The 25,983-nt window shown below is 62.5% G+C and carries 20 protein-coding genes and 1 tRNA gene; 15 read left to right on the top strand and 6 right to left on the bottom strand.

Going from position 1 to position 25,983, the window contains the following annotated elements; translation table 11 throughout:
• Window positions 1–74: 74 nt before the first annotated feature.
• A tRNA-Leu gene (locus HMPREF2698_RS00615) sits at window positions 75–156 on the bottom strand.
• A gap of 143 nt (window positions 157–299) precedes the next feature.
• Here HMPREF2698_RS00615 and HMPREF2698_RS00610 point away from each other — a divergent pair.
• Window positions 300–698: an SURF1 family protein gene (locus HMPREF2698_RS00610; RefSeq protein WP_070522389.1), complete on the top strand. Its 399-nt coding sequence runs from the start codon at window positions 300–302 to the stop codon at window positions 696–698.
• Window positions 695–1,039 carry a DUF3817 domain-containing protein gene (locus tag HMPREF2698_RS00605; RefSeq protein ID WP_070522386.1) on the top strand — a complete coding sequence of 115 codons (345 nt, stop codon included), beginning with the start codon at window positions 695–697 and terminating at the stop codon, window positions 1,037–1,039. Before HMPREF2698_RS00610 ends, HMPREF2698_RS00605 begins: the two co-directional genes overlap by 4 nt.
• Here HMPREF2698_RS00605 and HMPREF2698_RS00600 read toward each other — a convergent pair.
• Window positions 1,036–1,806 (bottom strand): DeoR/GlpR family DNA-binding transcription regulator, encoded by a 771-nt coding sequence (locus HMPREF2698_RS00600; protein WP_070561429.1) that lies wholly within the window; start codon window positions 1,804–1,806, stop codon window positions 1,036–1,038. The two genes, HMPREF2698_RS00605 and HMPREF2698_RS00600, sit on opposite strands and share 4 nt — an antisense overlap.
• Window positions 1,807–1,919: 113 nt before the next feature.
• Here HMPREF2698_RS00600 and HMPREF2698_RS00595 point away from each other — a divergent pair, with 113 nt between their 5' ends.
• Window positions 1,920–2,267 (top strand): hypothetical protein, encoded by a 348-nt coding sequence (locus HMPREF2698_RS00595; RefSeq protein ID WP_232755607.1) that lies wholly within the window; start codon window positions 1,920–1,922, stop codon window positions 2,265–2,267.
• Window positions 2,268–2,326: 59 nt separating this feature from the next.
• Complete coding sequence (locus HMPREF2698_RS00590) at window positions 2,327–2,950, top strand: hypothetical protein (RefSeq protein ID WP_070530038.1); 624 nt, start codon at window positions 2,327–2,329, stop codon at window positions 2,948–2,950.
• A gap of 82 nt (window positions 2,951–3,032) precedes the next feature.
• Here HMPREF2698_RS00590 and HMPREF2698_RS00585 read toward each other — a convergent pair whose 3' ends face one another.
• On the bottom strand, window positions 3,033–4,943 hold the full coding sequence (locus HMPREF2698_RS00585) for a solute carrier family 23 protein (protein ID WP_070561427.1): 1,911 nt from the start codon (window positions 4,941–4,943) through the stop codon (window positions 3,033–3,035).
• Window positions 4,944–5,316: 373 nt separating this feature from the next.
• Between HMPREF2698_RS00585 and pflB the strand changes: the two genes are divergently transcribed.
• The 5 genes from pflB to HMPREF2698_RS00560 all read left to right on the top strand — a co-directional run bounded on the left by pflB (window position 5,317) and on the right by HMPREF2698_RS00560 (window position 11,127).
• Window positions 5,317–7,410, top strand: coding sequence for a formate C-acetyltransferase (gene pflB, locus HMPREF2698_RS00580; protein WP_070530034.1), 2,094 nt, complete (start codon window positions 5,317–5,319; stop codon window positions 7,408–7,410).
• Window positions 7,411–7,445: 35 nt separating this feature from the next.
• Window positions 7,446–7,697 carry an autonomous glycyl radical cofactor GrcA2 gene (gene grcA2, locus HMPREF2698_RS00575; RefSeq protein ID WP_070525314.1) on the top strand — a complete coding sequence of 84 codons (252 nt, stop codon included), beginning with the start codon at window positions 7,446–7,448 and terminating at the stop codon, window positions 7,695–7,697.
• Complete coding sequence (gene pflA, locus HMPREF2698_RS00570) at window positions 7,698–8,567, top strand: pyruvate formate-lyase-activating protein (protein WP_070561426.1); 870 nt, start codon at window positions 7,698–7,700, stop codon at window positions 8,565–8,567.
• Window positions 8,568–8,571: 4 nt separating this feature from the next.
• Window positions 8,572–9,822 carry an alpha/beta fold hydrolase gene (locus HMPREF2698_RS00565; RefSeq protein WP_070561424.1) on the top strand — a complete coding sequence of 417 codons (1,251 nt, stop codon included), beginning with the start codon at window positions 8,572–8,574 and terminating at the stop codon, window positions 9,820–9,822.
• Window positions 9,823–9,927: 105 nt separating this feature from the next.
• Complete coding sequence (locus tag HMPREF2698_RS00560) at window positions 9,928–11,127, top strand: SPFH domain-containing protein (protein ID WP_070561422.1); 1,200 nt, start codon at window positions 9,928–9,930, stop codon at window positions 11,125–11,127.
• Window positions 11,128–11,461: 334 nt separating this feature from the next.
• Here HMPREF2698_RS00560 and HMPREF2698_RS00555 read toward each other — a convergent pair whose 3' ends face one another.
• A complete protein-coding gene (locus HMPREF2698_RS00555) occupies window positions 11,462–12,244 on the bottom strand; it encodes an HNH endonuclease family protein (protein WP_070561420.1) in 783 nt (260 codons plus the stop codon).
• Between the two features lie 37 nt (window positions 12,245–12,281).
• Here HMPREF2698_RS00555 and HMPREF2698_RS13350 point away from each other — a divergent pair, with 37 nt between their 5' ends.
• From HMPREF2698_RS13350 to HMPREF2698_RS00530, 6 genes are all read left to right on the top strand, one after another.
• Complete coding sequence (locus HMPREF2698_RS13350) at window positions 12,282–12,452, top strand: hypothetical protein (protein WP_168164013.1); 171 nt, start codon at window positions 12,282–12,284, stop codon at window positions 12,450–12,452.
• Window positions 12,453–12,457: 5 nt separating this feature from the next.
• Window positions 12,458–21,403 carry a type I polyketide synthase gene (locus HMPREF2698_RS00550; RefSeq protein WP_070561418.1) on the top strand — a complete coding sequence of 2,982 codons (8,946 nt, stop codon included), beginning with the start codon at window positions 12,458–12,460 and terminating at the stop codon, window positions 21,401–21,403.
• A 97-nt stretch (window positions 21,404–21,500) separates the two neighbouring features.
• Entirely contained in the window at window positions 21,501–22,496 is a 996-nt protein-coding gene (locus tag HMPREF2698_RS00545; protein ID WP_070561416.1) for a substrate-binding domain-containing protein, read from the top strand.
• Window positions 22,493–23,551 carry an ABC transporter permease gene (locus tag HMPREF2698_RS00540; RefSeq protein WP_070561414.1) on the top strand — a complete coding sequence of 353 codons (1,059 nt, stop codon included), beginning with the start codon at window positions 22,493–22,495 and terminating at the stop codon, window positions 23,549–23,551. Before HMPREF2698_RS00545 ends, HMPREF2698_RS00540 begins: the two co-directional genes overlap by 4 nt.
• Window positions 23,552–23,553: 2 nt before the next feature.
• Complete coding sequence (locus HMPREF2698_RS00535) at window positions 23,554–24,306, top strand: ATP-binding cassette domain-containing protein (RefSeq protein ID WP_070561413.1); 753 nt, start codon at window positions 23,554–23,556, stop codon at window positions 24,304–24,306.
• Window positions 24,307–24,316: 10 nt separating this feature from the next.
• Window positions 24,317–24,739, top strand: a complete 423-nt coding sequence (locus HMPREF2698_RS00530; protein ID WP_070522339.1) for a holo-ACP synthase AcpS — start codon at window positions 24,317–24,319, stop codon at window positions 24,737–24,739.
• Between the two features lie 35 nt (window positions 24,740–24,774).
• Here the strand turns inward: HMPREF2698_RS00530 and HMPREF2698_RS00525 are convergent, their stop codons facing one another.
• On the bottom strand, window positions 24,775–25,413 hold the full coding sequence (locus HMPREF2698_RS00525) for a TetR family transcriptional regulator (protein WP_070522336.1): 639 nt from the start codon (window positions 25,411–25,413) through the stop codon (window positions 24,775–24,777).
• A gap of 3 nt (window positions 25,414–25,416) precedes the next feature.
• Window positions 25,417–25,887: a thioredoxin-dependent thiol peroxidase gene (bcp, locus tag HMPREF2698_RS00520; protein WP_070522333.1), complete on the bottom strand. Its 471-nt coding sequence runs from the start codon at window positions 25,885–25,887 to the stop codon at window positions 25,417–25,419.
• Window positions 25,888–25,983 lie beyond the last annotated feature (96 nt).

Raw genomic sequence — 25,983 nt, 5'->3', positions numbered from 1 at the left:
CGCCGCAAATCCACACGAAATGTCCCTTAAGCCAAAAGCCCCGCTCGAAATTTGCCGAGCGGGGTTTGAAATTGTGCGCCCGGTGAGACTTGAACTCACACGTCATAAGACACTAGAACCTAAATCTAGCGCGTCTGCCAATTCCGCCACGGGCGCTGGTTTTGTTGCTGCGGAGTACTACCTTCTCTGCGCAACGTCCACTAGCCTACAGGGCAGCAGGCCGCGGAAGGAAATCCACTTTTCACGGCGTGGTGGGTAGGCTGTTGTGGGTGAGCACCAACCCAGCACCGAAAAAGCGGATGAAGGTTCGATGGTGGCACATCGTCCTCATCGTGTTCTTTGTCGTGCTCTTTTTGTTCCTTGCCTATTGGCAGTGGACTCGGTTCCGCTCCGGTTCGGGAACCTTCCAAAATCTGGGATACGCCTTCCAGTGGCCGCTCTTCGCGGTGTTCGTGGTCTACGCATACCGCACCGCTATGCGCTACGAGAATGAGCGTATCGATGCAGAGAACGAAGCCCTCGAGCGGGGAGAAGAACCAGCTCAGTATGAAGCAAAGAGCGTGAGGTCAACCAAGGAACAAGCCGTGACCAAGATCGACGAGGATTTCCTGCCACCTCGGCCGCAGGTTGATGTGGAAACCTTCAACGCCATGAACAAACAGCGCCGCCGTCGCGGCACCGAAGAGGAGAATCAATGAGCAACGCCGTCCACCCAGACCGCCAGGCCCGCATTCGTGGTCCGCTGAAGTTCTTTTCCATCGCCGCCACGGTTACCGGTATCTTCCTTCTTATTTTGGTTGTGCGCATGATCCTGCAGTACGGCGTAGGCATGGAAATGCCGTCGTGGGCCACGCTCATTGCCCAAGCCCACGGCGTGGCCTATATGGTCTACCTCGTCTCCATCCTGGTTCTTGGGCCGCGCGTCATGTGGCCGGTGAGCAAGTTGTTCACCACGGCGCTTGCCGGTGTTGTCCCGTTCCTGTCCTTCTGGATGGAGCACAAGCGTCGCACTGAAATCGTCGAAAAGTTCCAGCTTTAGGCGCCTTCCACCGGCACCATCGTGAGGTTGGCGCCGGCATCGACCACATCCTGGGCTAGATCCTGGGATAGGTCAGTCGTTGTGATGACCGTGTCTACTTGATCAAATGTGGCCACGCGGTGGGCTGACATGCGCGTGAATTTCTCTGGTGTGGTGACAACGATGACTCGTCGGGCGGCTTGGAAATAGGCCCGCTTAATGGTCGCCTCGGTGAGGTTCGGGGACATAAGGCCTACCGACGGAGTGCACGCGCAGATTCCGACAATCGCGAGGTCGAAGCGCATGGACAGGACTGTTTCAACCGCTTCCGCCCCGTACACCGCAAGATCGTCGCTGTTGACGGTTCCGCCGGGAATGATGACGTCACTGCCCGGCGTCTTGGCTAATGCTGCGCCCGCGTACAGGGACATCGCTAGTGCTGTGATGTCCATGCCGGCGAGATTGCGGGCAACGGCAGTTGGTGTTGTCCCTGAGTCAACGAGTACGCAGGAGCCTGGTTCAACGAGGCGGGCAGCCTCCGCAGCAATCGCCCGTTTGCCGGCGGGATCCTCTTTTCTGCGTACCTCCAGGGGATAGCGGGCGCCCCTTCGAACCGCGGGGCGTGCTCCTCCGTGAAATCGTTCGAGGGCCCCTACTTCTTCCAGCGCCGTGAGGTCGCGGCGGATGGTAATAGCGGAAGCTCCGGTGAGTTCTTGTAATTGGCTGACCGTTTTGCTTCCTGAGTCAACGGCCCAAATGATTCTGCGCTGGCGTTCTTCCTTGTCCATGGGCTTGATTGTATCGGCATGAAATGACCATGGTCGGTGAACGCTTCAATCTTTAATCTGTAGCTTGTCAAGGTAAAAAGCCACGTCATGCACGATTAAGGAAGATGATTGAAATGCGCAAGACCATAACCTTTGGGCTTATGATGAGCAAACGGCTCGCTGATGACATCGCCGCTTATGCGCCGCAAGGAGTCTCTGTCCGGTGGATCGGTAGCGAAGCGGAAGCGCGTGCGTGCGACGGCGTGATTGTCGACGCCACAGAATTCGCTGGTATTCTTCCCGGCCAGGTTGTGCTGGTGCTTGGCGACGTCAACGGGGTCGCCGAAGAGCGCCTTCGGAAGTCGGGCTCGGTGGTCATGGATCGTCACCTGCGCACGCATATCGACACCCTGTTAATGGCTTTTGCTGCTTTCGCTGAGCAGCAGGCTCTCGTCTCGGTGACTGCAGGTGACGTGTACTAAATCTGCGGAGACTAATCTGGAGCGTAGCTATCTCTACTACGTACGAAGGGCTAAGCCTCATGTCTCCTCGCAAACTCAGCACCACGCTCATCGCGTTGGTGGTGCTTCTTTCACTCGCCTGTGCCGGCTTAGGGGTGTATGCCGTGCGCCAACCACAAGAGGTGTACACCGCGCCGGTAGAGTCAACCAATTCGCAGGTAATCAACGCAGTCGAGCGCGAGGAGCAAGTCGTCTTGCTTAGCCTCGGTATCCAAGGGCTCACGGAGAAGTCCTCCGCCGGGCAGGTATTTGGCGTGAGGGTTCCGTGGACCGACCGCACCCAGTTTGTGCAGTATTCCTACAAAGCCAAGCTTGGTATTGAGGGCAAGGACGTGAGCGTCACCGAAACCGGCGAGCATTCCTACACGGTTCACATTCCGGACTTTATCTTCATCGGGCACACCGACGAGGAGTTTAAGACCGCCGTGGAGAACAACGGAGTTCTCAGCTGGACCACGCAGCCACTCGACGCCGCATCCACGGTGTCGGACGTCCTCAGCGCCGATAAGAAGCGCAAGGACATCAACGACAACCGCGAGCTCTTACAAGACCAAGCCCGCAGCTTTTATGAAGGGATCATTCGCGGAGTGGACTCCGAAGCCCAGGTCACCATGGAGTTCCACAAACCTTCGCCCGCCAAGTGACCTTGAAGGCGGAATGAACCTTCTTTTACGTCGAGTGGCCTTGTACGTGGAATGAACCTTTTCTACGTCGAGTGACTTCTGGTCACTCGACCTCCGTGAACTTGCGGTCCCAATAAGCCCGAACTGGGTTGGCGTCCGCGAGGAGGATGTCGAAGCGGTCGTTGGCAATCTCGATGATTTCGCTCAAGACCACGCGCTGTTCCAGCTCATCCGAGTTGGACAAGCGGCGCACGCCCGCATCGATGACGCGGTCGGCCGAGTCGTTAGTGTCTAGGTATGCCACAAAGGGCATGTCGAAGCGCTCGCGGTAGGCTGTTGAAACGTCGATAAGCTGCTGCGTCTGTACATCATCGAGGTCATCCAAGGCCAGGGAACCGCGGTCGGCGGAGATGGTGGCGGCCGAGTCAGCGTCGACAAGCAGCAGCTCATCCATCGCCGGGTAGTCGTGGATCAGTGCGCGGTGCTTCTCACTCGGGGCGGTGAGCACCGCAACCTGGATTGCTTCCCGCAGTTGGCTGACGTCCTGGAAGGGACGCAGCTCCCAGGCGGCCTCAAGCGGCCAGGTCTCGTTGTTAAAGAGCGGGCGCAGGGCGCTGACGAAGCTGTCGCGCTCCATCTCGTTGAGCTCCTTAAGGGAGACGCCGGCGCCGTCGAGGCGGCTGACATCATCACCCGACTGCGCACCGACGTGGAAGAACAGTAAGTTGAGGAGAATCGCCGTAATTGCGCCGATGGACATTCCGGAGGAGACAAAGATCTGCGCCCACTCCGGGAAGGCGGTGGCTACGTCCGGTTTGAAGGTGACCAGCATGGCCAAGCCCAGCGCGGTGGTAACGATGGCGGCGTTGCGGCCGTCGGTGATGTCTTCTTTCGCAATGGTCTGCAGGCCGGCCCAGGCAACGTTGGCGAAGAGCGCCAACGAGGCACCGCCGAGCACCGGGGAGGGGATAGCCGCCACCACGGCGGCGGCCTTGGGCAGTAGTCCCAGGATGATCATGAAACCGGCTGCCGATGCTGCCACCCAGCGCGATTTCACACCGGTCAGGCGAACCAAGCCGACGTTTTGCGCGAAGCAGGTATACGGGAAGGAGTTCATCACGCCGCCCAGGGTGGTGGAGAGGCCATCGGCGCGGATGGCGCGCACAACGTCATCGCGCTTGATGCGCTTCTTTACAATCTCACCGGTGGCGAAAACATCGCCGGTGGTCTCCACCATGGTGATGATCATGACGATGATGAGGGAGAGAATCGCCATGATGTCGAAGCGCGGCATGCCGAAATAGAAAGGCGTGGTCATGCCGATGGCGTCGGCCTCACGCACACCGTCGAAGGACGTATCACCCAACACGAGCGCCAAAGCGGTGCCGATGATCAAACCAAGCAGCACCGACAGCGTCCCCAGAAAGCCACGGAAGAAGCGCTGAACCACGATGATGATGGCCAGCGTGCCGAAGCCATACAGCAGATCGCGCGCGGCCGGAACCCCGTCGGCGTAATTGACAAAGTCATTTGCAGATACCGCCAGCAGCGATGTACCCATGACCAAGAGCACGGTGCCGGTGACAATCGGCGGGAAGTATTTGAGCACTCGTCCAAAGACCGGCGCGGCGAAAAACGTAAAAATACCGGCGGCAATAATTGCGCCATAAATCGTAGGCAGCGGCTGGTCACCCGCGCTGAGTCCGATAGCAATGATGGGGCTGACCGCCGTGGTGGTCACACCCTGGATGATGGGCAGGCGAACGCCGATGTGCTTGCCGACGCCCACCGCCTGGATCAACGTCGCCAGACCACAGGTCAACAGGTCGGCGTTGATGAGGTGGATCGTTGTGGCCTCATCCAGCCCCAGCGAGCCCGCGATAAGCAGCGGGACGATGACCGCGCCAGCATAAAATGCGAGGACGTGCTGGAGTCCGAGCGCTGCCAACTTCGGGGCTGGTGGGACGGCGTCGACCGGGTGTGTGGGCTGAGGGGCGGTTGCGATGTCGGACACGCGGGGAGGCTCCTTGCTAAAAAGCGAGACGAGGATACTGCGCATAACAATAGAGCGCGGCAAGGACACGCACCAAGAGCTCGCCCCAAAAAGTGTGGGAAAGGCCACGTCAGGGGGTACTTTACCCCCGCATCCAACCGTACGGCCGTTACCTATGACGGAGCTGACCTGTGCAGTGCTCACACTGGCACCCTTGGTGGTGCGCGGCCCGCATTTGCCGATATGAGCTTGTGCGTCTTTACCCCTACTATGGGCTACAGAGAGGGGTTCGGTGACGGACGGGTTGACCGAATTGCCCGTGAATTGAAGTCACCTAAAGCCCTTCTGCGACTAAGCATTACGCGTCGTGTGAACTACGAAGGGAGTCAATATAGTGACCACCGCAACTGAACAGTCCGTGCAGTTCGAGGCATGGAAGGGCTTCGAGCCCGGCCCGTGGACTGAGAACATTGACGTTCGTGATTTTATCCAGCGCAACTACACCCCTTATGACGGGGATTCCTCCTTCCTTGCTGGACCCACCGAGAAGACCAAGAATGTGTGGAATCACCTGGAGGAGAACTACCTGTCCATCGAGCGCCAGAAGCGCATCTTCGACGTGGACACCCACACCCCGAGCGATATCGATGCTTTCCCGGCCGGCTACATCTGTGAGGACGACAACGTCATCGTGGGCCTGCAGACGGATTCTCCGCTGAAGCGCGCCATGATGCCCAACGGCGGCTGGCGCATGGTCAAGCAGGCTATCTTTGAGGCCGGCAAGGAAGTTGACCCAGACGTAGAGAAGATCTTCACCCGCTACCGCAAGACCCACAATGACGCGGTCTTCGATATCTACACCCCGCGCATCCGCGCAGCGCGTTCCTCTCACATCATCACCGGCCTGCCGGATGCCTATGGCCGCGGCCGCATCATTGGTGACTACCGCCGCGTGGCCCTCTACGGCGTGGATTACCTCATCGCTGAGAAGGAGGCATCCAAGCACGCAGTCGGTGATATCGGATTCTCCGAGCACTGGGCACGCTACCGCGAGGAGCACGCCGAGCAGATCAAGGCTCTGAAGAAGCTCAAGGTCATGGCTGAGTCCTATGGCTTCGATATCTCGAAGCCCGCGAAGACCGCCCACGAGGCAGTGCAGTGGACCTACTTTGGCTACCTGGCCTCCATCAAGTCCCAGGACGGCGCCGCCATGTCCATCGGCCGCCTCTCCGCATTCTTCGACTGCTACTTCGAGCGCGACCTTGCCGCTGGCATCATCACCGAGGAAGACGCCCAAGAAATCATCGACCAGCTGGTGCTCAAGCTGCGCATCGTGCGCTTCCTGCGCACCGAGGACTATGACCAGATCTTCTCCGGTGACCCGTACTGGGCAACCTGGTCCGATGCCGGCTTTGGCGACGATGGCCGCCACATGGTGACCAAGACTTCCTTCCGTCTGCTGCAGACACTGATCAACCTGGGTCCCTCCCCGGAGCCGAACATCACCATCTTCTGGGATCCGCAGCTGCCGGCGGGCTACAAGGAATTCTGCGCCCACATCTCGATTGAGACCTCCTCGATCCAGTACGAGTCCGATAAGCAGATTCGTGAGCAGTGGGGCGACGACGCCGCAATTGCGTGCTGCGTGTCCCCGATGGCCGTCGGCAAGCAAATGCAGTTCTTCGGCGCCCGCGTCAACGCTGCGAAGGCCCTGCTCTACGCCATCAACGGCGGCCGCGACGAGGTCAGTGGCAAGCAGGTCGTCGACGGTTACGAGCCCATTAAGGGCGATGGACCGCTCGACTTCGACGAGGTCTGGCAGAAGTACGAGGAGATGCTGGACTGGGTTGTGGGCACCTACGTTGAGGCCCTCAACATCATCCACTATTGCCACGACAAGTACGCCTACGAGGCCATCGAGATGGCGCTGCATGATTCCGATATCGTGCGCTCCATGGGCTGCGGTATCGCGGGCCTGTCCATCGTGGCTGACTCGCTTTCCGCCATCAAGTACGCCAAGGTCTACCCGGTGCGCGATGATTCCGGGCTGATCGTGGACTACAAGACGGAAGGTGACTTCCCCTTCTACGGAAACGATGACGACCGCGCCGATGACATCGCCGCCACCATCGTTCACACCGTGATGGAGAAGATTAAGGCCATCCCGATGTACCGCAACGCCATCCCCACCCAGTCGGTGCTGACCATTACCTCCAACGTGGTCTACGGCAAGGCCACCGGTGCCTTCCCGTCCGGCCACGAGGCGGGCACCCCGTTCGCGCCGGGTGCCAACCCGGAGAACGGCGCGGATAGCCACGGCATGGTTGCCTCCATGCTGTCGGTAGGCAAGCTGGACTACAAGGATGCACTCGACGGCATCTCGCTGACCAACACCATCACCCCGTCCGGATTGGGCCGCACCCCGGAGGAGCGCATCACCAACCTGGTGGGCGTCCTCGACGCCGGCTTCATCATGGATTCCGAATAGACCACATCCACACCACTTCCTAAGGAGAACACAACATGGCAACCAAAACTTTCGACGAGCGCCTCGCTTCCATGAAGGCCAGCCGCACCGCCAACAACATGAACTCGGGCCTCTACCACGCCAACATCAACGTCCTGGACAAGTCCACCCTGGAGGACGCCGTTGAGCACCCGGAGAAGTACCCGAACCTCACGGTCCGCGTTTCCGGCTACGCGGTGAACTTCGTGAAGCTCACCCGCGAGCAGCAGCTCGACGTCATCTCCCGTACCTTCCACCAGGGCTCCTAAATGGCAGATGGCATTACCGGCGTCGTGCACCTCACCCCTGAAGAAGGGGAGAAGGTGCGCGGCGCCGCCGCCGGTTTAGGAACGGATAATGACCTCGAGGGCTACACCCGCCCGGAGTTGATGCAGGCCCGCCGCTCTGGCGATGTCGCGCTCGTGCACTCCTGGGAGCTGGTGACGGCCGTGGATGGACCCGGAACCCGCATGACCATGTTCATGTCGGGTTGCCCGTTGCGCTGCCAGTATTGCCATAACCCCGACACCATGGAGATGAAGGTCGGAACGTTGGAGCGCATCGAGGATGTGGTCAAGCGCATTAAACGCTATAAGCCCATCTTCAAGGCTTCCGGGGGCGGCCTGACCATCTCGGGCGGTGAGCCGCTCTTCCAGATCGCCTTCGCACGGCGTGTGCTCAAGGAAGTCCACGATGCAGGCATCCACACCACGATCGACACCTCGGGTTACCTCGGCGCGCGCCTGCGCGATGAGGATCTAGACAACATCGACCTGGTGCTGCTCGACGTCAAGTCTGGTGACGAGGAGACCTATAAAAAGGTCACCCGCCGCGAGCTGCAGCCGACGATCGACTTTGGGGATCGCCTCAACGCCATAGGCAAGCCGGTCTGGATCCGCTTCGTGGTGGTGCCGGGGCTTACCGACAGCCCCGAGAATGTCGCCAACGTGGCCAAAATTGTCTCCCGCTGGAAGAGCAACGTTGAGCGCGTCGAGGTGCTGCCCTTCCACAACATGGGCGCGGACAAGTGGCACGAGCTGGGCTACCCGTACACCCTGGAGGATACAAAGCCGCCGAAGCCGGAAGACGTGGAGAAGATTCGCGAGGTGTTCCGCAAGGAAGGTTTCGTGGTCTACTAGAAGCATGAAACGCTTCGGCCACACCATCAAAGAACACATCATCACCGTCCCCTGGGACTATGACAATCCAGCCGCGGGGGAGTTCGAGCTCTACGCCCGGGAAATCATCCCGCCGGGCGGTGAGAAGTACCCGGCGCTGCTCTATAACCAGGGCGGGCCGGGTTTCCCGGCGCCGCGGCCGACGGGTGCCACCGGGCTCATCGGCAAGGGCCTGGAGCGCTACCGCTGGATCCTCATGGACCAGCGCGGCACCGGGCGCAGCCACCGCATCGATGAGCTCAGCCCGGCTGAGGATCGCACGGCGCAGCGCTTGGCACAGCTGCGGCAGGAGAATATCGTGCGCGATGCCGAGCGCCTGCGCGAGCACCTCGGCGAGGACTCCTGGGATCTCTACGGCCAATCCTTCGGCGGCTTCATCATTACCGCCTATGTTTCGATGTTCCCCGATTCCATCGGCCGTGCCTTTCTCACCGGCGGCCTGCCCACCCTGACCAAGGGCGCGGATGCTCTCTACCGCACGACCTTTGCCAAGCTCAAGGTCCGCCACGAGCGCTTTTATGCCCAGTTCCCGTGGGCTCAAGCACGCATCGAGGAGCTCATCCACCACCTGGACAACTCGGAAGAGCTGCTGCCGACAGGGGAGCGCCTGTCCTCGCGCCGCTTCCGCACTATCGGCATCGAACTGGGCCGCGGTACCGGATTCGATTCTCTGGGCTACCTGCTGGAGGAGCCTTTCCGCACCGTGAACGGCGAGAAGCGCTTGCGTTCGGACTTCCTCAACAACGTCGGTAGCCGCGTGAGCTTCCAGGCTGGGCCTCTCTACGCGGCCATCCATGAGTCCATTTACGGTGGCGTGGGCGGCCAGGCCGTCACAGGCTGGGCGGCGCACCGTGTGCGCGAGGAATTCCCCGAGTTCGCCGAGGAAGGCACCTATCTGACCGGCGAGCACATTTTCCCTTGGCAGTTCGACGAGGACCCGGCGCTGCGCCCCTTCAAGCAGGCCGCCGAGGAGCTCGCCGTCCACGAGTGGGCAAGTTCGCCGTACGATGCTGCCGCGCTTGCCGACGCCCCCGTTATCGCCTCCGCCGCCATCTACCTTGACGATATCTTCGTGCCCTTCGAAAATTCCCTGGCCACGGGGGAGACCTACCGCGATTTGCGCCCGGTGGTGACCAACCGCTTCCAGCACAACGGTATTAGCGAAGACGGCGCGGGGATTTTGGGCGAGCTCTTCCGGGCGGCTGACGAGCGTTAACGTGCGTCGAGTGCGTTCGGGGAGCAATCTCCCCCAAGATGTGGTGGTGGTCACCGTGTGGCAAACTGGTTAGGAAAATCCAACCGAAGCAGAAAGGATAAGCCTATGGGCGGACTCATCGTCATCGGCGTGATTCTTCTAATTATTATTGCCACCGCCTTCGACGGTTTCTACATCGTCCGGACGAAGGAGGCCGCCATCATTGAGCGGATGGGTAAGTTCGTGAACGTTGCTCACGCGGGCTTGCACTTCAAGGTGCCCTACGTTGACCGCGTGCGCGCCAAGATCAGCCTGCAGATCCGTCAGCTCGATGTCATGGTGGAAACCAAGACCAAGGACAACGTCTTCGTTCAGATCCCAGTCGCCGTGCAGTACGAGGTAGTGCAGGGAGCAGAGCGTCAGGCCTTCTACACCCTGTCTAACCACGAGCAGCAGATCGTGGCCTACGTGCAAGACAACGTTCGTTCCTCCGTGGCGAACATGAACCTCGATGATTCCTTCTCTTCCAAGGACACCATCGCCCGCAACGTAGCGATGTCCCTGCGCGATAACATGGCCGCTTATGGCTGGAACTTCGTTAACACCCTGGTCACCGATATTCGCCCGGATGCCCGCGTGCGCGAGTCCATGAACTCCATTAACGCGGCGCAGCGTGAGCGCGAGGCTGCCGTGGCGCAGGCAGAGGCTGAGAAGATTCGCGTGGTTAAGGAAGCCGAAGGTGCAGCCGAGGCCAAGAAGCTGCAGGGCCGCGGTGTGGCTGACCAGCGTAAAGAGATTGTCGAAGGTATTGCCCAGCAGTATGAGCTGCTGCGTGCAGCCGGCGTGCAGGAGAACCCCGAGACCCTCATGCTGGTCTCCCAGTACCTCGATGCCATGGTGGACGTGGCCGACCGCGCCCACACCAATGTGCTGTACATGCCGTCTAACCCGGGCGGCATGCAGGATCTCTTCGGCGGTATGCGCGATACTTTGCTGTCCACGAACGCTATTAACGAAGCCCCGAAGCCGAAGGTGCCAGCCGGTGAAGCAAAGCACAGCCGCGAGGATGCCGCCGCGGAGCGTCGCCGTCGCGAGGAACAGGAGCGCCGTGAGCGGGATGAGCGTGCCCGCCGCGATGCTGAGATGATGGAGCAGGCGCAGCGCGCACAGCAACAGGCTCAGGAACGGATGCAGAACGCACAGCAGGACCAGAGCTTTGGCCAGATTCCGGGCTTCCCGGCCCCGCCGCAGGGCAATAACCAGCCGCAGAGCGCGCGCGATTACTTTGACCAGTTGCGCAACCAGCTCAATAAGGGCAATAACTAAGCGCACCCCGTAAAAGAGGGCCTTCCCACACAGTTCGGGAAGGCCCTCTTTTGCTGCCTCAGACGGCGGAGGAGCGGCTAGACAACGCGCATCATGTGGTGCGGTGTCTGGCGTGTTACCTACTCGACGTAGCCGATATTCTTCACCATCGATGATGGCGCCGGTGAAGATGCCGGGAACGGGTCAGGCCCTTTGCCCGTGCAGTGCGTCCCGGAATTCCGATCCTGGAAAACTGGACTCCAGCGTTAGGCGCGAATTAATATTATGTGCATAATTTCGGGGGTAGCCGGAACGCACCCGCAACGCTTAAAACGCATTAAGGATGTAGAAATACTCAGCAGGCTTGCAGCAGCCGACTTAGTGCATCCTTTTCTGCCTTCGTGACCCAGATTTCATAGGTCGCTTTTACCTCGACGATGCGGCGCGCATATTCACAGCGAAAGCCTTTGTTAGGCGGCAGCCATGTGGCGGCATCACCAGCGCCTTTCTGCTGGTTGAGGGGGCCGTCAACAGCGAGGAGGTTGCGTGGGTCATTGGCAAAGTTGCGGCGCTTCTCCGGCGACCATTGCTGGGCGCCTTTCTGCCAGGCGTCGGCCAGCGCCACAACGTGATCGATCTGCACCGCACGTGAGGTCTGTGCCCCGCGCTGAAACTCAATGTCCTGGCCCGAATAGGGATCGTGCAAAGTACCGGCGAGCGCGACGCAGTCGTGAGTTCCTTCCTTGAGTACGAGGCTGTCCGGAGCGAGATCCCTGCGGAGGATGTCATTGCGGGTATCGCAGCCGTTGTGGCCGAACTCCACCGTGACGTCATCGGACCACGCCTGGCCAAACTCTTCGCGCTCATAGCCGGTCTTGGGCGCGCGGCCTTTGACCTCCAAGGAATCTAAGGCAGTGAGCGCTTCGGCGATGTCCGGTGCGGGCGCGGCCTCGTCGGCATGTTTTTCTTCGGTGCGTTCTTCTGCTGGGCCTTCCTGCGTGGGCGCCGTTGAAGTAGTGACGCTGGGCCGATCGGGCGCAGGTTCGGCTGGGGCGGGAAGGAAAAGGCCCACAGCCACCAGTGCTGCTACCGCGGCATTGAGCAGCGCGGCGATGAGGAACGGGGTACGAGTGGCCATGACGCATTGATCCTAGTGGGTAGAATCGGCACACGGTATGAGTATCGATATGTTCTTTGACGAGTACCTCGCTGAACGCGGCCTGACGCGCTCGGCCGAGGTTGTCCCGGACCACGCCTGCCAGGTCTTTTCTGATGCGCCTGAGCCGAAGACCCAGTCTTCCCTTGATGAGGCCGCGCAGCTCGTCGCTCGCGCTTTGGGGGAGTAGCGTAGGTGTCTGATTTCCACGTCTCTGTGCCTTTGTCCGCGCGCTTGGACTCTGAGTCTTTCGCGCTCTCTTTTTCTGGACAGGGTTATGCCTGGCTGCCGACGTTGCGCGATGCCCTCGCCACCGGCGTCCGACCGAAAATAACGGAGTACCTTGCCGAGGCCGAGGAACTCCTGGCCCCGCTGGAAGAGGAACTCCTGCCTTCCACACCGCACGGGTTTGCGCTTATGGCCTGGGCAGACGAGCAGCCGGCGTGGGCGCACTCGCTTGCCGACGCCTCGCTTTCCACCCCCGGCATCCTCACCGCGCAGTTGGCGGTGCTAGAAAACCTGCGCGCGCATGGAGTAAAGGTTGAGGATGCCGTGACGAGCATTGGCCATTCCCAAGGAGCGCTCGCCGCAGCGGTGGTGGAGGAGAAGATTAGCCCGGCGGCAGCTTTAGCACTAGCGCGCCTCATTGGTGCAGCCATGGAAACAACTGCGCGCAGCGCTGGGCTCGTCCGCACCGCGCAGGGTGCTCCCATGGCGGCGGTGACCGGTGCGACGAAGCAGCAACTGCGCGCTGCCGGCACCCACATCGGGCTCGACAATGGGCAGGGGCGCTTTGTCATCGTCGGAACACCGGTTGAGCTTGCCCGAGTGAAGGCCGCGCTGCAGGAGAACTCGACCTCTAAGGAAGGGAGGGAAGGGGAGTCAGCCGCCGTCGTTGTCACCGACCTTGAGGTTTCAGCCGCATTCCACCATCCCACCATGCAGTATGCGGTGGAACAGGTAGAAAGCTGGGCGGGGCGAATCGGCTTGGATCCAGAAATCACCGCACAGCTCGCGCGCGCCGTGCTCACGGACTACGTGGACTGGCCCGAGCGCATTGACTCGGCGCTTCAGGCCGGGGCTCGCTGGATCCTGGAAGTCGGGCCCACCCGCGGGGTGGAGCCGCTGACACGCGATCTCGTCGCCGGGCGCGGCGTGGGCACACTGTCTGTGGGTACACCAGCAGGACTGGCCCAGCTCGTGGAGCCGGGCCGTGCACCGTCTCTGCCTCGCGCGTGGTCCGAGTGGGCACCGCGCGTTGAAAACGGGCACCTGTCGACTGCTTTTACGCGAGCCACCGGCTACTCACCGGTCATGCTCCCCGGGATGACGCCCACTACGGTGGACCCGGGTATCGTCGCCGCAGCCGCCAATGCTGGGCACTGGGCGGAGCTGGCCGGCGGGGGACAGCACACCGACGCCATTTTGGACGAGAACCTGCACACCCTGGGCCGGTTACTGCAGCCTGGGGTAAACGCCCAGTTCAATGCGCTGTACCTTGCGGCTTCCCAGTGGCGCCGCCAGATCGAGGGGCCGAATTCGATTCTGCGAGCACGTGCATCGGGGCTATCCATCAACGGCGTGGTCGTCTCCGCCGGGATCCCGCCCGTGGAGGAGGCGGTAGAGCTGGTGGCAAAGCTCCACGCCGCGAACATCCCGTGGGTCGCCTTCAAACCGGGAACTTCGGCACAGGTGGAGGAGGTTCTTCGCATTGCCGATGCTCTCCCTGATGCCACCGTTATCATGCAGCTCGAAGGTAGCGCGGCCGGCGGACACCACTCTCTAGAGGGCCTCGATGATGTTCTGGCCGCCACCTACGCGCGGATTCGTGAGCGCGACAATGTCCTCCTCGCCGTCGGCGGGGGAATCGGCACCCCGGAGCGGGGCACGGAGTACCTGTTGGGAACGTGGGCGCAGCGCTTCGGCCTTCCCATAGCGCCAGTCGATGCCATCATGGTGGGCACCGCTGTCATGGCGGCGAAGGAATCCACCGCTTCGGAGTCGGTAAAGCGCGCACTCGTCGCTGCGCACAGCGAGGACGTTGTGTCAGGCCGCTCGGACCTGGGTGCGGACATTCATGAGCTGGACAATTCCTTTGCCCGCGCCGGGCGGCTCCTGGATGAGGTGGCTGGTGATGCAGCGGCCGTGGAGACTCACCGCGCCGAGATCATTGAAGCCATTGGGCGCACGTGCAAGCCTTATTTCGGAGACCTTGACGGGATGTCTTATTCCGAGTGGCTGCAGCGTTACCTTGAGCTGTCTTACCTGGACGGCTGGGTCGATGAATCCTGGTTTAACCGATTCACGCGCATGGTGGCGCGGGCCGAAGCCCGCCTTCACCCGACCGACCACGGCGAGATTGAGCTGTGCGTTGAGGTTGACCGCGAGAAACCGGCTGAGGCAATTAATCAGCTGACCGAACTCTACGGTGACGCGGCGCTGCACCCGACCGACGCCGCGTGGTTCCTCCAGCTCGTGGATGGCCCCGGCAAACCTGCGAACTTTGTGCCGGTCATTGATTCCGACGTTCGCCGCCGCTGGCGTCGCGACACCTTGTGGCAGGCCCACGATGAGCATTACGACGCTGACGATGTCTGCATCATCCCCGGCACGGCAGCCGTTGAGGGAATCGAGCAGGCCAACGAGCCAGTGGCGCAGGCGCTTGCCCGATTTGAACAGGCGGCGCTTGCGCTTCTCGACGCCTCCGACGCAGAGTTTGCCGAGGGGCTTGCGGGCGAGCTCAACATGAGCGACGAAGAGCTCATCCGCCGTGCCCCGAGCCTGAATTGGGCCGGGCGCGAGCAGCCCAACCCGCTGAGCCTTGGCCTTTGCGGGGTGACGCTGGAATCTGCCGATGACGGCGCCATGTGGTTGACGGTCCCGTTCCATTCCGATTCTGAGATGCGCGTTCGCATCACCTCGCCGCGCATTCCGGGTGCCTCACCACTCGTAAAGGTCGAGGATGCCGAGACCGCCATGCGGGAGCTGCTGCGCCAGGCTCTCGGCGGTGACCTTCCGGATACCTACTCCGGGACCGCGATGGTCAGCGCTCACCTCAGTGCCACCGACATTGCTCACTACGCGGCGGTGACGAACGGGGAGACGAGCGCTACTGTTTCGCCCGATGTCCTCGTCGGCCCCGTCTGGCCGGCCACCTTCGCCGTGCTGGCCAGCGCCCATACGGCGTCAGGGGAGCCGGTAGTGGAGGGCTTCCTTGACCTCGTCCACCTCGAGCACGCGCTGAGCCTCAAACCAGATACCTGGGAGCTGCTTCTCACCAGCACTGCCCCCGACGCTGAGTCTTTGGACCTGCGCTACACCGCCGAGCTGGAGGAGGTACGCGCTACGCCCTCGGGACGCCTCATCGACGTGAGCGTTGCTGTCAACCTCGCCGTGCACGGCGAAGAACATGAGTTCGCGCAGATGCACGAGCGCTTCCTCATCACCGGACGGCGTGGTGACGCCCCACTCGAGCTCGCGCGCACCGCAACTTATGATGCACAAGAAAACGGGGCAGAGACAGCAGAATCATTGGTCCGTGAGACACCGCGCTCTTTCCGCCACCGCACCAGCGTGGTGGCACCGGAATCCTTGCTGCCTTTCGCCGTGGTCACGGGGGATAGGAACCCCATCCACCTGTCATCGAACGCGGCGGCATTGGCGGGGCATCGTCAAGGCCCCATCGTCCACGGCATGTGGACCTCGGCGCTGGCGCAGGCGGCCGCGACTTTTGACGGCGCCCGCGTCCGCGAGTGGTCCGCTACCTGGCTTGCTCCCGTGCTACCGGGCAGTGAGGTGGAGTTCGAGGTGGAACGGGTGGGCGTCGACAAGCGCGGCGGCTACGGCGAGGTCCGCAGCGTGACTGCCACCAGTCAGGGCGTGCCGGTGCTGCAGGCCCAGGCAACGATGAGCAGCCCCACCACCTTCTATGCATTCCCCGGCCAAGGAATCCAATCCCCGGGGATGGGGATGAAAGACTATGCAGAATCCGCAGCGGCACGCGCGGTGTGGGAGCGCGCGGATAAGTACACGCGGCAGAGCTTGAGTTTCTCCATCTTGGAAATCGTCCGTCACAACCCGGACACGGTGGTCGTGGATGGTGAGACCTTCACGCACCCGGACGGTGTGCTTTACCTGACGCAATTTACGCAGGTGGCCATGGCGACGCTCGGCTGCGCGCAGATTGCGGCGCTGAAGGAATCCGGAGTCTTCGACAGCGGTGCCTTCTTCGCTGGACACTCGGTCGGTGAATACAACGCCTTGGCCGCTTATGCCGAGGTCCTGTCGCTGGAGGCGGTCCTGGACATTGTTTATGTTCGCGGGCTGACCATGCACCGTCTGGTCGAGCGCGATTCCGCTGGGCAGTCTCTCTACGGTTTGGCGGCGCTGCGCCCGAACAAGATGGGGATGAGCGCGACCGAAGCCTTTGACCATGTCGCTCGTGTGGCCGCGGAGACGGGCGAGTTCCTCGAGGTGGTCAACCACAATATTGCTGGGCGCCAATATGCAGTGGCCGGCACGAAGGCGGGCCTGGATGCACTGGCCCGCGACGCCGAGCGTCGCGCCCTTGGGCAACGCGCCGTTATCCCCATCCCGGGGATTGACGTGCCTTTCCACTCCTCCCGCCTCGTGGGCGGTGTGGCGGATTTCCGCGCGCACCTCGATGCCCTCATCCCTGATGAAATCAACCTCGATGCACTGGTGGGGCGCTATATTCCAAACCTTGTGGCGCGGCCCTTCGCGCTGAGCTGCGAGTTCGTGGAATCCATCGTCGCAGTGGTGGATTCGGAACCCATCGTGGAGATACTGGCCGACTTCGATGGTGCCGTGGCGAACCCGGCGCGCCTGGGTCGAACCCTGCTCATCGAGCTTTTGGCGTGGCAGTTTGCTTCCCCCGTGCGCTGGATTGAGACCCAGGACCTGCTCCTTGGGGAACTGGGGGTGGAGCGTTTCATCGAGGTCGGCGTCGGCGTCGCGCCCACGCTTTCTAACATGCTGGGCCAAACCCTGCGCCTGCCCCAGTACGCGGGCAGCACCGACATCGAGGTGCTCAACTATGAGCGCGACCACGGGCGAGTCTTTGCCGAAGACGAAGACGTTGAGCCGACGCCCGAGACAGCCGCGCAGGAGTCTGCACAGCCGGTCACCGCCGAAGCGGAGCCGGCAGAACTGGAAGTAACGGTGCAAGCACCGCGTGAGGAGGCGCCGTCCGCCGTCGAGGATCGCCCGCTGAGCGTACACCAGGCCCTGGAGATGCTTATTGCGTTGTGGACGAAGGTCCGCCCCGATCAAATGTCGGCGACTGATTCCATCGAAACGCTTGTGGAAGGCGTATCCTCCCGCCGCAACCAGTTGCTCGTTGACCTCGGCGTGGAGTTCGGCATCAGCGCCATCGAGAATGCGGCGGACACCCCCATCCCGCAGCTGGCGGAGAGCGTGGCGCAGCGCGCGCCGGGCTATGCCACTTTCGGGGAGGTTCTCAGAGAGCACGTCGCGCAGGCGCTCAACCGGCTAGCTGGACCTGCGGGCAAGAAGCCGAGCTATGTGGCTGAGCGCGTGAGTAGAACCTGGGGATTAGGGCCGGGCTGGGTCGATCGCGTGACTGTGCAGCTGGTCCTGGGTACCCGCGAGGGCTCCTCGTTGCGCGGCGGGGACTTGGCCAGCTTGCCCACGACCGACGTGGCGTCGGTAGCTGAGTTTGATGAACTGATCGACGCTGCCGTGCGCGCCGCCGGGGAGCGTGTGGGAGTAGCGCTGCAGAAGCGAACTCCGGCAGCACCCGTAGAGGCCGCGGACCCAGAGGCGGTGCGCGCCTATACCGAACGCTTGGAATCGGCGCTGGAGGATTCCGCCCGCGCTGCACTCGCCGCCCTAGGCCGTGAGGAGACCCCGACTGAGCAGGGGGACAGCGCCTCGCACACGGAGCTAGAGCAGCTCGTTGCAGCGGAGCTAGGCCCCGACTGGCAGCAGCGCGTCGCCCCCGCTTTTGATGCGCGCAAGGCAGTGCTTCTCGACGACCGCTGGGCCAGCGCCCGCGAGGACATCGCCCGCGCGGCCGCCGCCGGAGAAGTAGATCCCGAGTTAGACGTGTTGGGCGCCGGTGAGGAGGTTGCGCTTTTATCCGAGCACTTCGGCTACGAGGTACTGGCTCGCGATGCCCGCACCCCGGCCGATGGGTTGCTCTTCGCTGACCAGGTGGCGGTGGTGACGGGTGGCTCACCGGGTTCGATTGCCGCCGAACTCATCGGTGAGTTGCTTGCGGAGGGCGCAACCGTGATTGCCACGACCTCGCGCTTAAGCCACGAACGCCTAGAGTTTTATAAGGAGCTGTATCGCAGCCGCGCCGTTGGGTCAGCGGCGCTGTGGGTAGTTCCAGCAAACCTCAATTCCTTCGCGGACGTGGATGCGCTCGTGGAATGGATTGCGGCGGAGCACACCGCCACCGTGGGTGGTGAGTCCGTGCAACTGAAGCCGGCCTATGTGCCGGATCTCCTCTTGCCCTTCGCCGCGCCGCGCGTGGCGGGCACCCTCCAGGATGCCGGTACGGGGGCGGAGTCCCAGATGCGCCTGCTGCTGTGGTCGGTAGAAAAGCTCATTGCGTCGCTTTCCGCTGTGGGCGCGGATACCCACGTTGGTCACCGGCTGCACGTGGTGCTTCCGGGCTCACCCAACCGTGGTCGCTTTGGCGGCGATGGTGCCTACGGCGAGGCCAAGACGGCCTTCGATGCCTTGGTTAACCGCTGGTCTTCCGAGCAATCCAACTGGGGAGCGCGGACCTCGCTGGTGCATGCCCACATTGGGTGGGTGCGTGGCACTGGCCTGATGAGCGGCAACGATCCGCTGGTTGAACAGGTGGAGGCCCGCGGCGTGCAGACCTTCTCAGCGAAGGAGATGGCGGTGCAGCTTATCGACGCCACCGCCTCCGCCGACATCCGCGCCGAAGCAGCACAAGCGCCGCTGAGCGTGGACCTGACCGGCGGGCTGGCCGAGGCTGAGCTGGACCTAGCCGCGCTGGCCCGCGAGGCGCGTGCCGACAACGCCGGGGCCGGTTTTGGTGACACCCCCGATGCTGCTGACCATCCCGCAAGGGGCACTCTTGGTGTGCAAGCTCCGCGCACGGTAAAGGCCCTGCCGAACGTTCTCAGGCCTGAAGAATGCACCAGCCCAGACTTCAGCGGGGTGACGCAGTCCCTCGAAGATATGGTGGTCATCGTCGGCGCGGGCGAGCTGGGCCCGCTGGGCTCGTCGCGAACCCGCTATGAGGCGGAGATTGGCGGAGAGCTCTCCGCGGCTGGCGTGCTGGAACTGGCCTGGAGCCGCGGGCTCATCGGTTGGGATGAGTGCACAGCCGGATGGCTGACGGCCGAAGGTGAGAAGTTAGCAGAGGAAGACGTCTACGAGCGCTTCCACGACGACGTTCTCGCCGGGATTGGTGTACGCCGCTTCCACGATGACTTCGGACCGCACCTACCTATGCTGGATAACCTCGCGCCCGAGCTGACCACTATCTATCTAGAGAAGCCGCTGAGCTTCACTGTGCAGGATGAAGGGACGGCGCGCAGTTTCGTTGACAGCTGTGAGGGCGCGACGCTGCGCCGCGTCGATGGCGCGACAGGTGAGGTCGAATGGAAGGTCACCCGGCCCGCCGGTTCCGCGGTGCGGGTGCCGCGGCGCGTCGCCATGACCCGCTTTGTGGGCGGCCAGATTCCGGAGGGCTTTGACCCACAGGTCTACGGCATACCCGCGGACATGGTGGATAACCTCGACCGGCTCGCCTTGTGGAACCTCGTGTGCACAGTGGATGCCTTCCTTTCTGCAGGCTTTTGCCCGGCCGAGCTCTTGTCCCACGTCCACCCGGCGCGGGTGAGCTCCACCCAAGGCACCGGCATGGCAGGCCAGGAGGCGCTGCGCTCGCTGTACGTCGACAAGCTGCTGGGCCAGCCGCGCCCCAATGACATCCTGCAGGAAGCGCTGCCCAACGTTATTGCCGCGCACGTGATGCAGTCCTATGTCGGCGGCTATGGCCAGATGGTGCACCCCGTGGCCGCGTGTGCCACGGCGGCGGTGTCGGTGGAGGAGGGCGTCGACAAGCTGCGCCTTAACAAGGCCGACTTCGTCGTGGCCGGTGGCATCGATGCTCTGTCGATTGAGGGAATCACCGGCTTTGGTGACATGGCGGCCACGGCCGATAGCGCGGAGATGGGGGCGAAGGGGATTGAGCATCGCTTCTTTTCCCGCGCCAACGACCGCCGCCGTGCCGGCTTCGTGGAATCCGAAGGCGGCGGGACTATCCTGCTCGCCCGGGGAAGCTTTGCGGCACAGATGGGGCTGCCCGTCCTTGGCGTGGTGGGCTTTGCCGAGTCCTTCGCTGACGGTGCACACACCTCCATCCCCGCGCCGGGCCTAGGTGCGCTCTCCGCGGCGCGGGGCGGGCAGAACTCCCGCCTGGCCCGCTCGCTGGAGGCCCTCGGCGTGGCCGCAGATGATATCGCAGTTGTGTCGAAACACGACACGTCCACCAACGCTAACGACCCCAACGAATCTGACCTGCACGAGCGCATCGCCGCCGCCCTCGGCCGCAGCCCCGGCAATCCGCTCTATGTGGTTTCGCAGAAGAGCCTGACGGGGCATGCCAAAGGCGGGGCGGCTGCTTTCCAACTCATCGGCCTGACCCAGGTGTTGCGCAGCGGAATTCTCCCTCCGAACCGTTCTCTTGATTGCGTCGACCCCGTGCTGCGCCGCCACGAGCACCTGGTGTGGCTGCGCCAACCGTTGGATCTGCGACGCACCCCGCCGAAGGCGGGCCTGGTGACCTCTCTGGGCTTCGGGCATGTCTCCGCTCTTATCGCGTTGGTCCACCCGGGTGCGTTTTATGCCGCGCTGGTTCGCGAGCGGGGTGAGGCCGAGGCCGAAGTCTGGTGGACAGCCGCGGCCGAACGTGAGTTGCGTGGACTGCGGCGCTTAGAAGAAGGGATGCGCGGTGGGCCAGCGTTGTACGAGAGGCCGGTGAACCGCAACCTCGGCTCGGGCCCAGCCACCGAGGTGACCGAAAGAGAGGCCGCGGTGTTGCTGAGCGAATCCGCGCGGCTGCGTAACGGCATTCTTGAACCGGAGGGAGGAGACACAACGAAACGGGGGTAGCAGGCGCTAGAGTATCCCCAGCGTGTCCCCTCTGGAACGATAAAGAAGCAGGTCAGGCGGGTTGGAGAAGTCCCCCAATCTGGGGCACCATGCAAGGGTGAATAAAGCTAAGAAGCCCCTACTAGGCCTTATTTCGGTGGCCGCTGCCACCCTTCTTGCCGCCTGCTCCGCCACCGGTGGTGCGCCCCGTCCCGAAGCTGACGGCGAGCTAGCCGGTGGCGTCGACACCGAGCGTCTTGTCGTTGCCATGATTTCCCATGGCGCCCCAGGTGATACGTACTGGGATCTCGTGCGCAAGGGCGCGGAGGACGCCGCCCGCAAGGACAATATCGAGCTGCGCTACTCCTCCGACCCCGAAGCACCCAACCAGGCAAACTTGGTACAGTCCGCCATCGACTCCGGCGTGGATGGCATCGCCGTGACCATGCCCAACGCTGGGGCGATTGGACCGATGGCCAAGAAGGCCGTGGATGCTGGCATCCCCACCGTGGGTCTTAACGCCGGCATGGATGATTACCAGAAATACGGCATGAGTGCCTTCTTCGGACAAGAAGAAAAGGTCGCCGGCACCAAGGCCGGCGAGCGCCTCAAAGACGATGGCGCCAAGCACGTCTTGTGCGTCATCCACGAGCAGGGTAACTCTTCCCAGGAGTCGCGTTGTGCCGGTGTAAAGAAGGGGCTGGACAACGGCGAGGTGGAAATCCTCTACGTCAATGGCAAGGATCTCACCGCCGTGCAGTCCACCATCAATGCGAAGCTGAGCCAGGACCCGTCCATTGACTGGGTGATGGCGCTGCAGGCCTCTGTGGCTATGCGCTCCGCCGACGCGGTTGCTGATGCCTCCTCTAAGGCTAAGGTCTCCACCTTCGACACCAACGCCGAGCTGGTCGGCGCAATCGCGGACAACCGCATCGAGTGGGCCGTCGATCAGCAGCCCTATATGCAGGGCTACCTTGCCGTCGATTCGCTGTGGCTGGCACACCGCAACGGCTCCACATTGGGCGGCGGACGCCCCGTGTACACCGGCCCCTCCTTCGTGGACTCCACCAACGTGGACATCATCTCCGAATCCGCTAAGGAAGGTCTGCGATGAGCGAAACCGCTACTGCACCAGACGAGGCTCTATCTAGCCCCGCCGATACCCGCCTGACCCGCCGCAGCGGCTTCGCACGGTTCATCCGTCGCCCAGAGTTGGCCAGCCTGCTCGGCGCTGTGGTCATCTTCGTCCTCTTCATGATTGTGGCGCCCGCCTTCCGCTCGGTGGAGGCCTTCTCCACGGTGCTCTACGCCAGCTCCACGTTGGGCATCGTGGCTCTGGCGGTGGGCTTGCTCATGATTGGTAACGAGTTTGATTTGTCCTCCGGTGTGGCGGTGACCTCTGCGGCGCTCGTGGCCACCATGCTCAACTACAACTTCCACCTCAACTCGTGGGTGGGCGTGGGCCTTTCCCTGCTGACCGCACTGGCCATCGGTGCGCTCAACGGCTTCCTTGTGGTGCGCACCAAGATTGACTCCTTCCTCATAACCCTGGCGGCCTTCCTCATGCTGCAGGGTCTCAACCTGGCGATTACCAAGCTGGTCACCGGCCAGGTAGCCACCCCCACCATTTCGGACATGGAAGGCTTCGGTTCGGCCCGCATCATTTTTGCCGGCACCATCCACATCGGTGGCTTGAGCATCCGCGCCACCGTCATCTGGTGGATCCTCTTCGTCGCTATTGCCTCGTGGGTGCTGTACAAGACGCACTGGGGAAACTGGATCTTTGCTGTCGGTGGCGATGACGACGCTGCCCGGGCCGTTGGTGTTCCCGTGCGCCGCGTCAAGGTGGCGTTGTTCATGCTCGTCGGTTTTGCTGCGTGGTTCGTGGGCATGCACACCCTCTTTGCTTTCGATTCCATCCAGGCCGGTCAGGGCATTGGCAACGAGTTCCTCTACATCATCGCCGCAGTGATTGGCGGCTGCTCCATGACCGGCGGACGCGGTACCGCGGTGGGCACCGCCATCGGTGCGCTCATTTTCGGCATGACCAACCAGGGCATCGTGTACGCCGGCTGGAACCCCGACTGGTTCAAGTTCTTCCTCGGCGCCATGCTGCTCTTTGCCGTGCTTACGAACACCTCGGTGGCCAACTTTACGAGGAAGCGATAACCATGATTGAGCTGCACGATATGTCCCAAACCTTCGGCAACTTCCACGCCCTGCGCGGCATCAACCTCTCTGTGAAAGAGGGCGCGGTGACCTGCGTGCTGGGTGATAACGGCGCGGGCAAGTCCACGCTGATCAAGATTCTGGCCGGCCTCAACCAGCCCACCGGCGGCACCATCACCGTCGATGGGGAAGAGGTGAACTTCGCCAGCCCCCGCGATTCCCTCGACGCCGGTATCGCCACCGTGTACCAGGATTTGGCGCTGGTTCCCTCGCTGTCGGTGTGGCGCAATTTCTTCTTGGGCCAGGAACTCACCGGGGCGCTGGGGAGCTTGCGTGAGGAAGAGATGAAGCGCATTACGCACGAGCAGCTGTCCGAGATGGGCATTGAGCTTGGCGACGTCTCCGTGGAACTCTCCGCGCTCTCCGGCGGCCAGCGCCAGGTGGTGGCGATTGCCCGCGCCATCTACTTCGGCGCGCGCTACATCATCCTGGACGAGCCCACCGCAGCACTCGGCGTGAAGCAGTCGGGCATGGTGCTGCGCTTTATCGACGCCGCCCGCGAACGCGGCATGGGCGTGGTCTTTATTACGCACAACCCGCAGCACGCCTACCTCGTGGGCGATCACTTCATCGTGCTCACGGTGGGGCAGATGTCGCTGGACGCCTCCAAGGAGGAGGTCACGTTGCCGGAGCTGACCCAGTGGATGGCGGGCGGCGACGAGCTGGAGGAGCTCAAACAGGAGCTGGCGCGCTAAGCTTGCCCGCATGACAAAAAGTGGCGTGAGCGTGGGCACCGACCTAGTGCATATCCCGTCCTTTGCCCAGCAGCTGGAGCTTCCCGGAACGCGCTTCGCGCAGGTATTCAGCGCCTCCGAATTGCGCGTGGCGCAGGCCCGGGGGCTGAGCGGTGCTGCCCGCGCGCAGCACCTGGCGGGGCGCTGGGCGGCGAAGGAGGCCTTCATCAAGGCGTGGTCGCAAGCGCTCTACGCGCACCCGCCGGTCATCGCAGAGGAAGCCGTGGACTGGGCGGAGATTGAGGTCCGCCCGGATGCGTGGGGGCGAGTAGCACTCGAGTTGCGTGGTGAGATTGCCCGCCTCGCGCGGGAGTCCTTGGGGGATTTTTCAACTGCGCTGTCGATTAGCCACGATGGTGATTACGCCACCGCCATTGTGTACCTTTCGCGCTAAACACGCCTGGGTGCACCTGGCTTCGCTGGGTGTGGCTAGGCGCTCGTGGCAATGGCGAAGAGGTAGGCGATGAGCATGCGCTTAATCTCTTCCACCACGCCATCAAAGCTCTCCTCGGAGCGCATGGTGCTGTAGTTGAGCAGGGAGACCACGGTGTGGACGAGGAAGGCGGCGATCTCCACGCGGGCGTCGGCGTCCATGCCCTGGGCAAGAGGCTCGATGATTTCCGCGATGGGCTTGAGCAGGCTGAGCTCCGTGTCGGCGGCCGTGGCGCGGGTCGCGGGTGTGGACTGCACGGCATGCCACACCGCTCGGCGCGAGGGGTCGTTGCGCCAAACACGAGCCATGCGGTCGATGAATTCTTCGAGGAAGTCCGGCCATTGTAGAGCAGGGACGCGCTGGGAAAAGCGCTCAACCTCAGCCAGCATCTCAGCGGTGTCTTGGCGGTCAAGCTCGCAGATCAGCACGTACTTGTTGGCGAAGTACTGGTAGAGCGTGCCAATCGGCACTTCCGCGCGGCGCGAGACTTCGTCGAAGGTAAAGGACTCGAAGCCGTAGTCCACGAGCGTCTCCCGCGCGCAGGACAAGATCCGGTCATACTTGGCCCGGCTGCGTGCCTGCGCTGGGCGACGCCTCGGGACCAGAATCTCCGGTGACTTCGAGCTGGATTCCACGGTTTAGTTGAGCCCCTTAAGCACGCGGGCGACGTGGCCGGTGGCCTTGACGTTGTACATGGCTTGGCCGATCGTGCCGTCCTCTTCTACAAGGAAGGTAGAGCGGATAACGCCTTGGACGATTTTGCCGTAGTTCTTCTTCTCGCCGAAAGCGGCATAAGCCGTCATGACTTCCTTGTCGGGGTCAGACAGCAACGGGAAGTTGAGCTCATGGTCCTCGCGGAACTTTGCCAGTGCCTCGGGCTTGTCAGGGGAGATTCCCACCACGGCGATGTTCATGTCATTGAGCTGCTCCAGGCTGTCGCGGAAGTCGCAGGCTTCCTTCGTGCAGCCAGGGGTGTTGGCGCGCGGGTAGAAGTAAACCACGACGCGCTGGCCAGCATAGTCACTCAGACTTACGGTGTTGCCGGCATCATCGCTCAAGGAAAAAGCGGGAGCCTTGTCTCCTACGGACAGTCGTTGTGCTTCAGTCATGCTGTCTACCTTACCGTGCCCTACGGGGAGGCTATCTGGCGTATCTACGCCACCGAGGGTGAAACAAACGTTGGCCAACTCTGCAGGGGAGCTGGC

The organism is Corynebacterium sp. HMSC072A02, from assembly GCF_001810085.1.
Lineage (GTDB): Bacteria > Actinomycetota > Actinomycetes > Mycobacteriales > Mycobacteriaceae > Corynebacterium > Corynebacterium hesseae.
The sequence above is the reverse complement of the archived record's forward strand: the minus strand, read 5'-3'. Positions and strand labels throughout refer to the sequence as shown.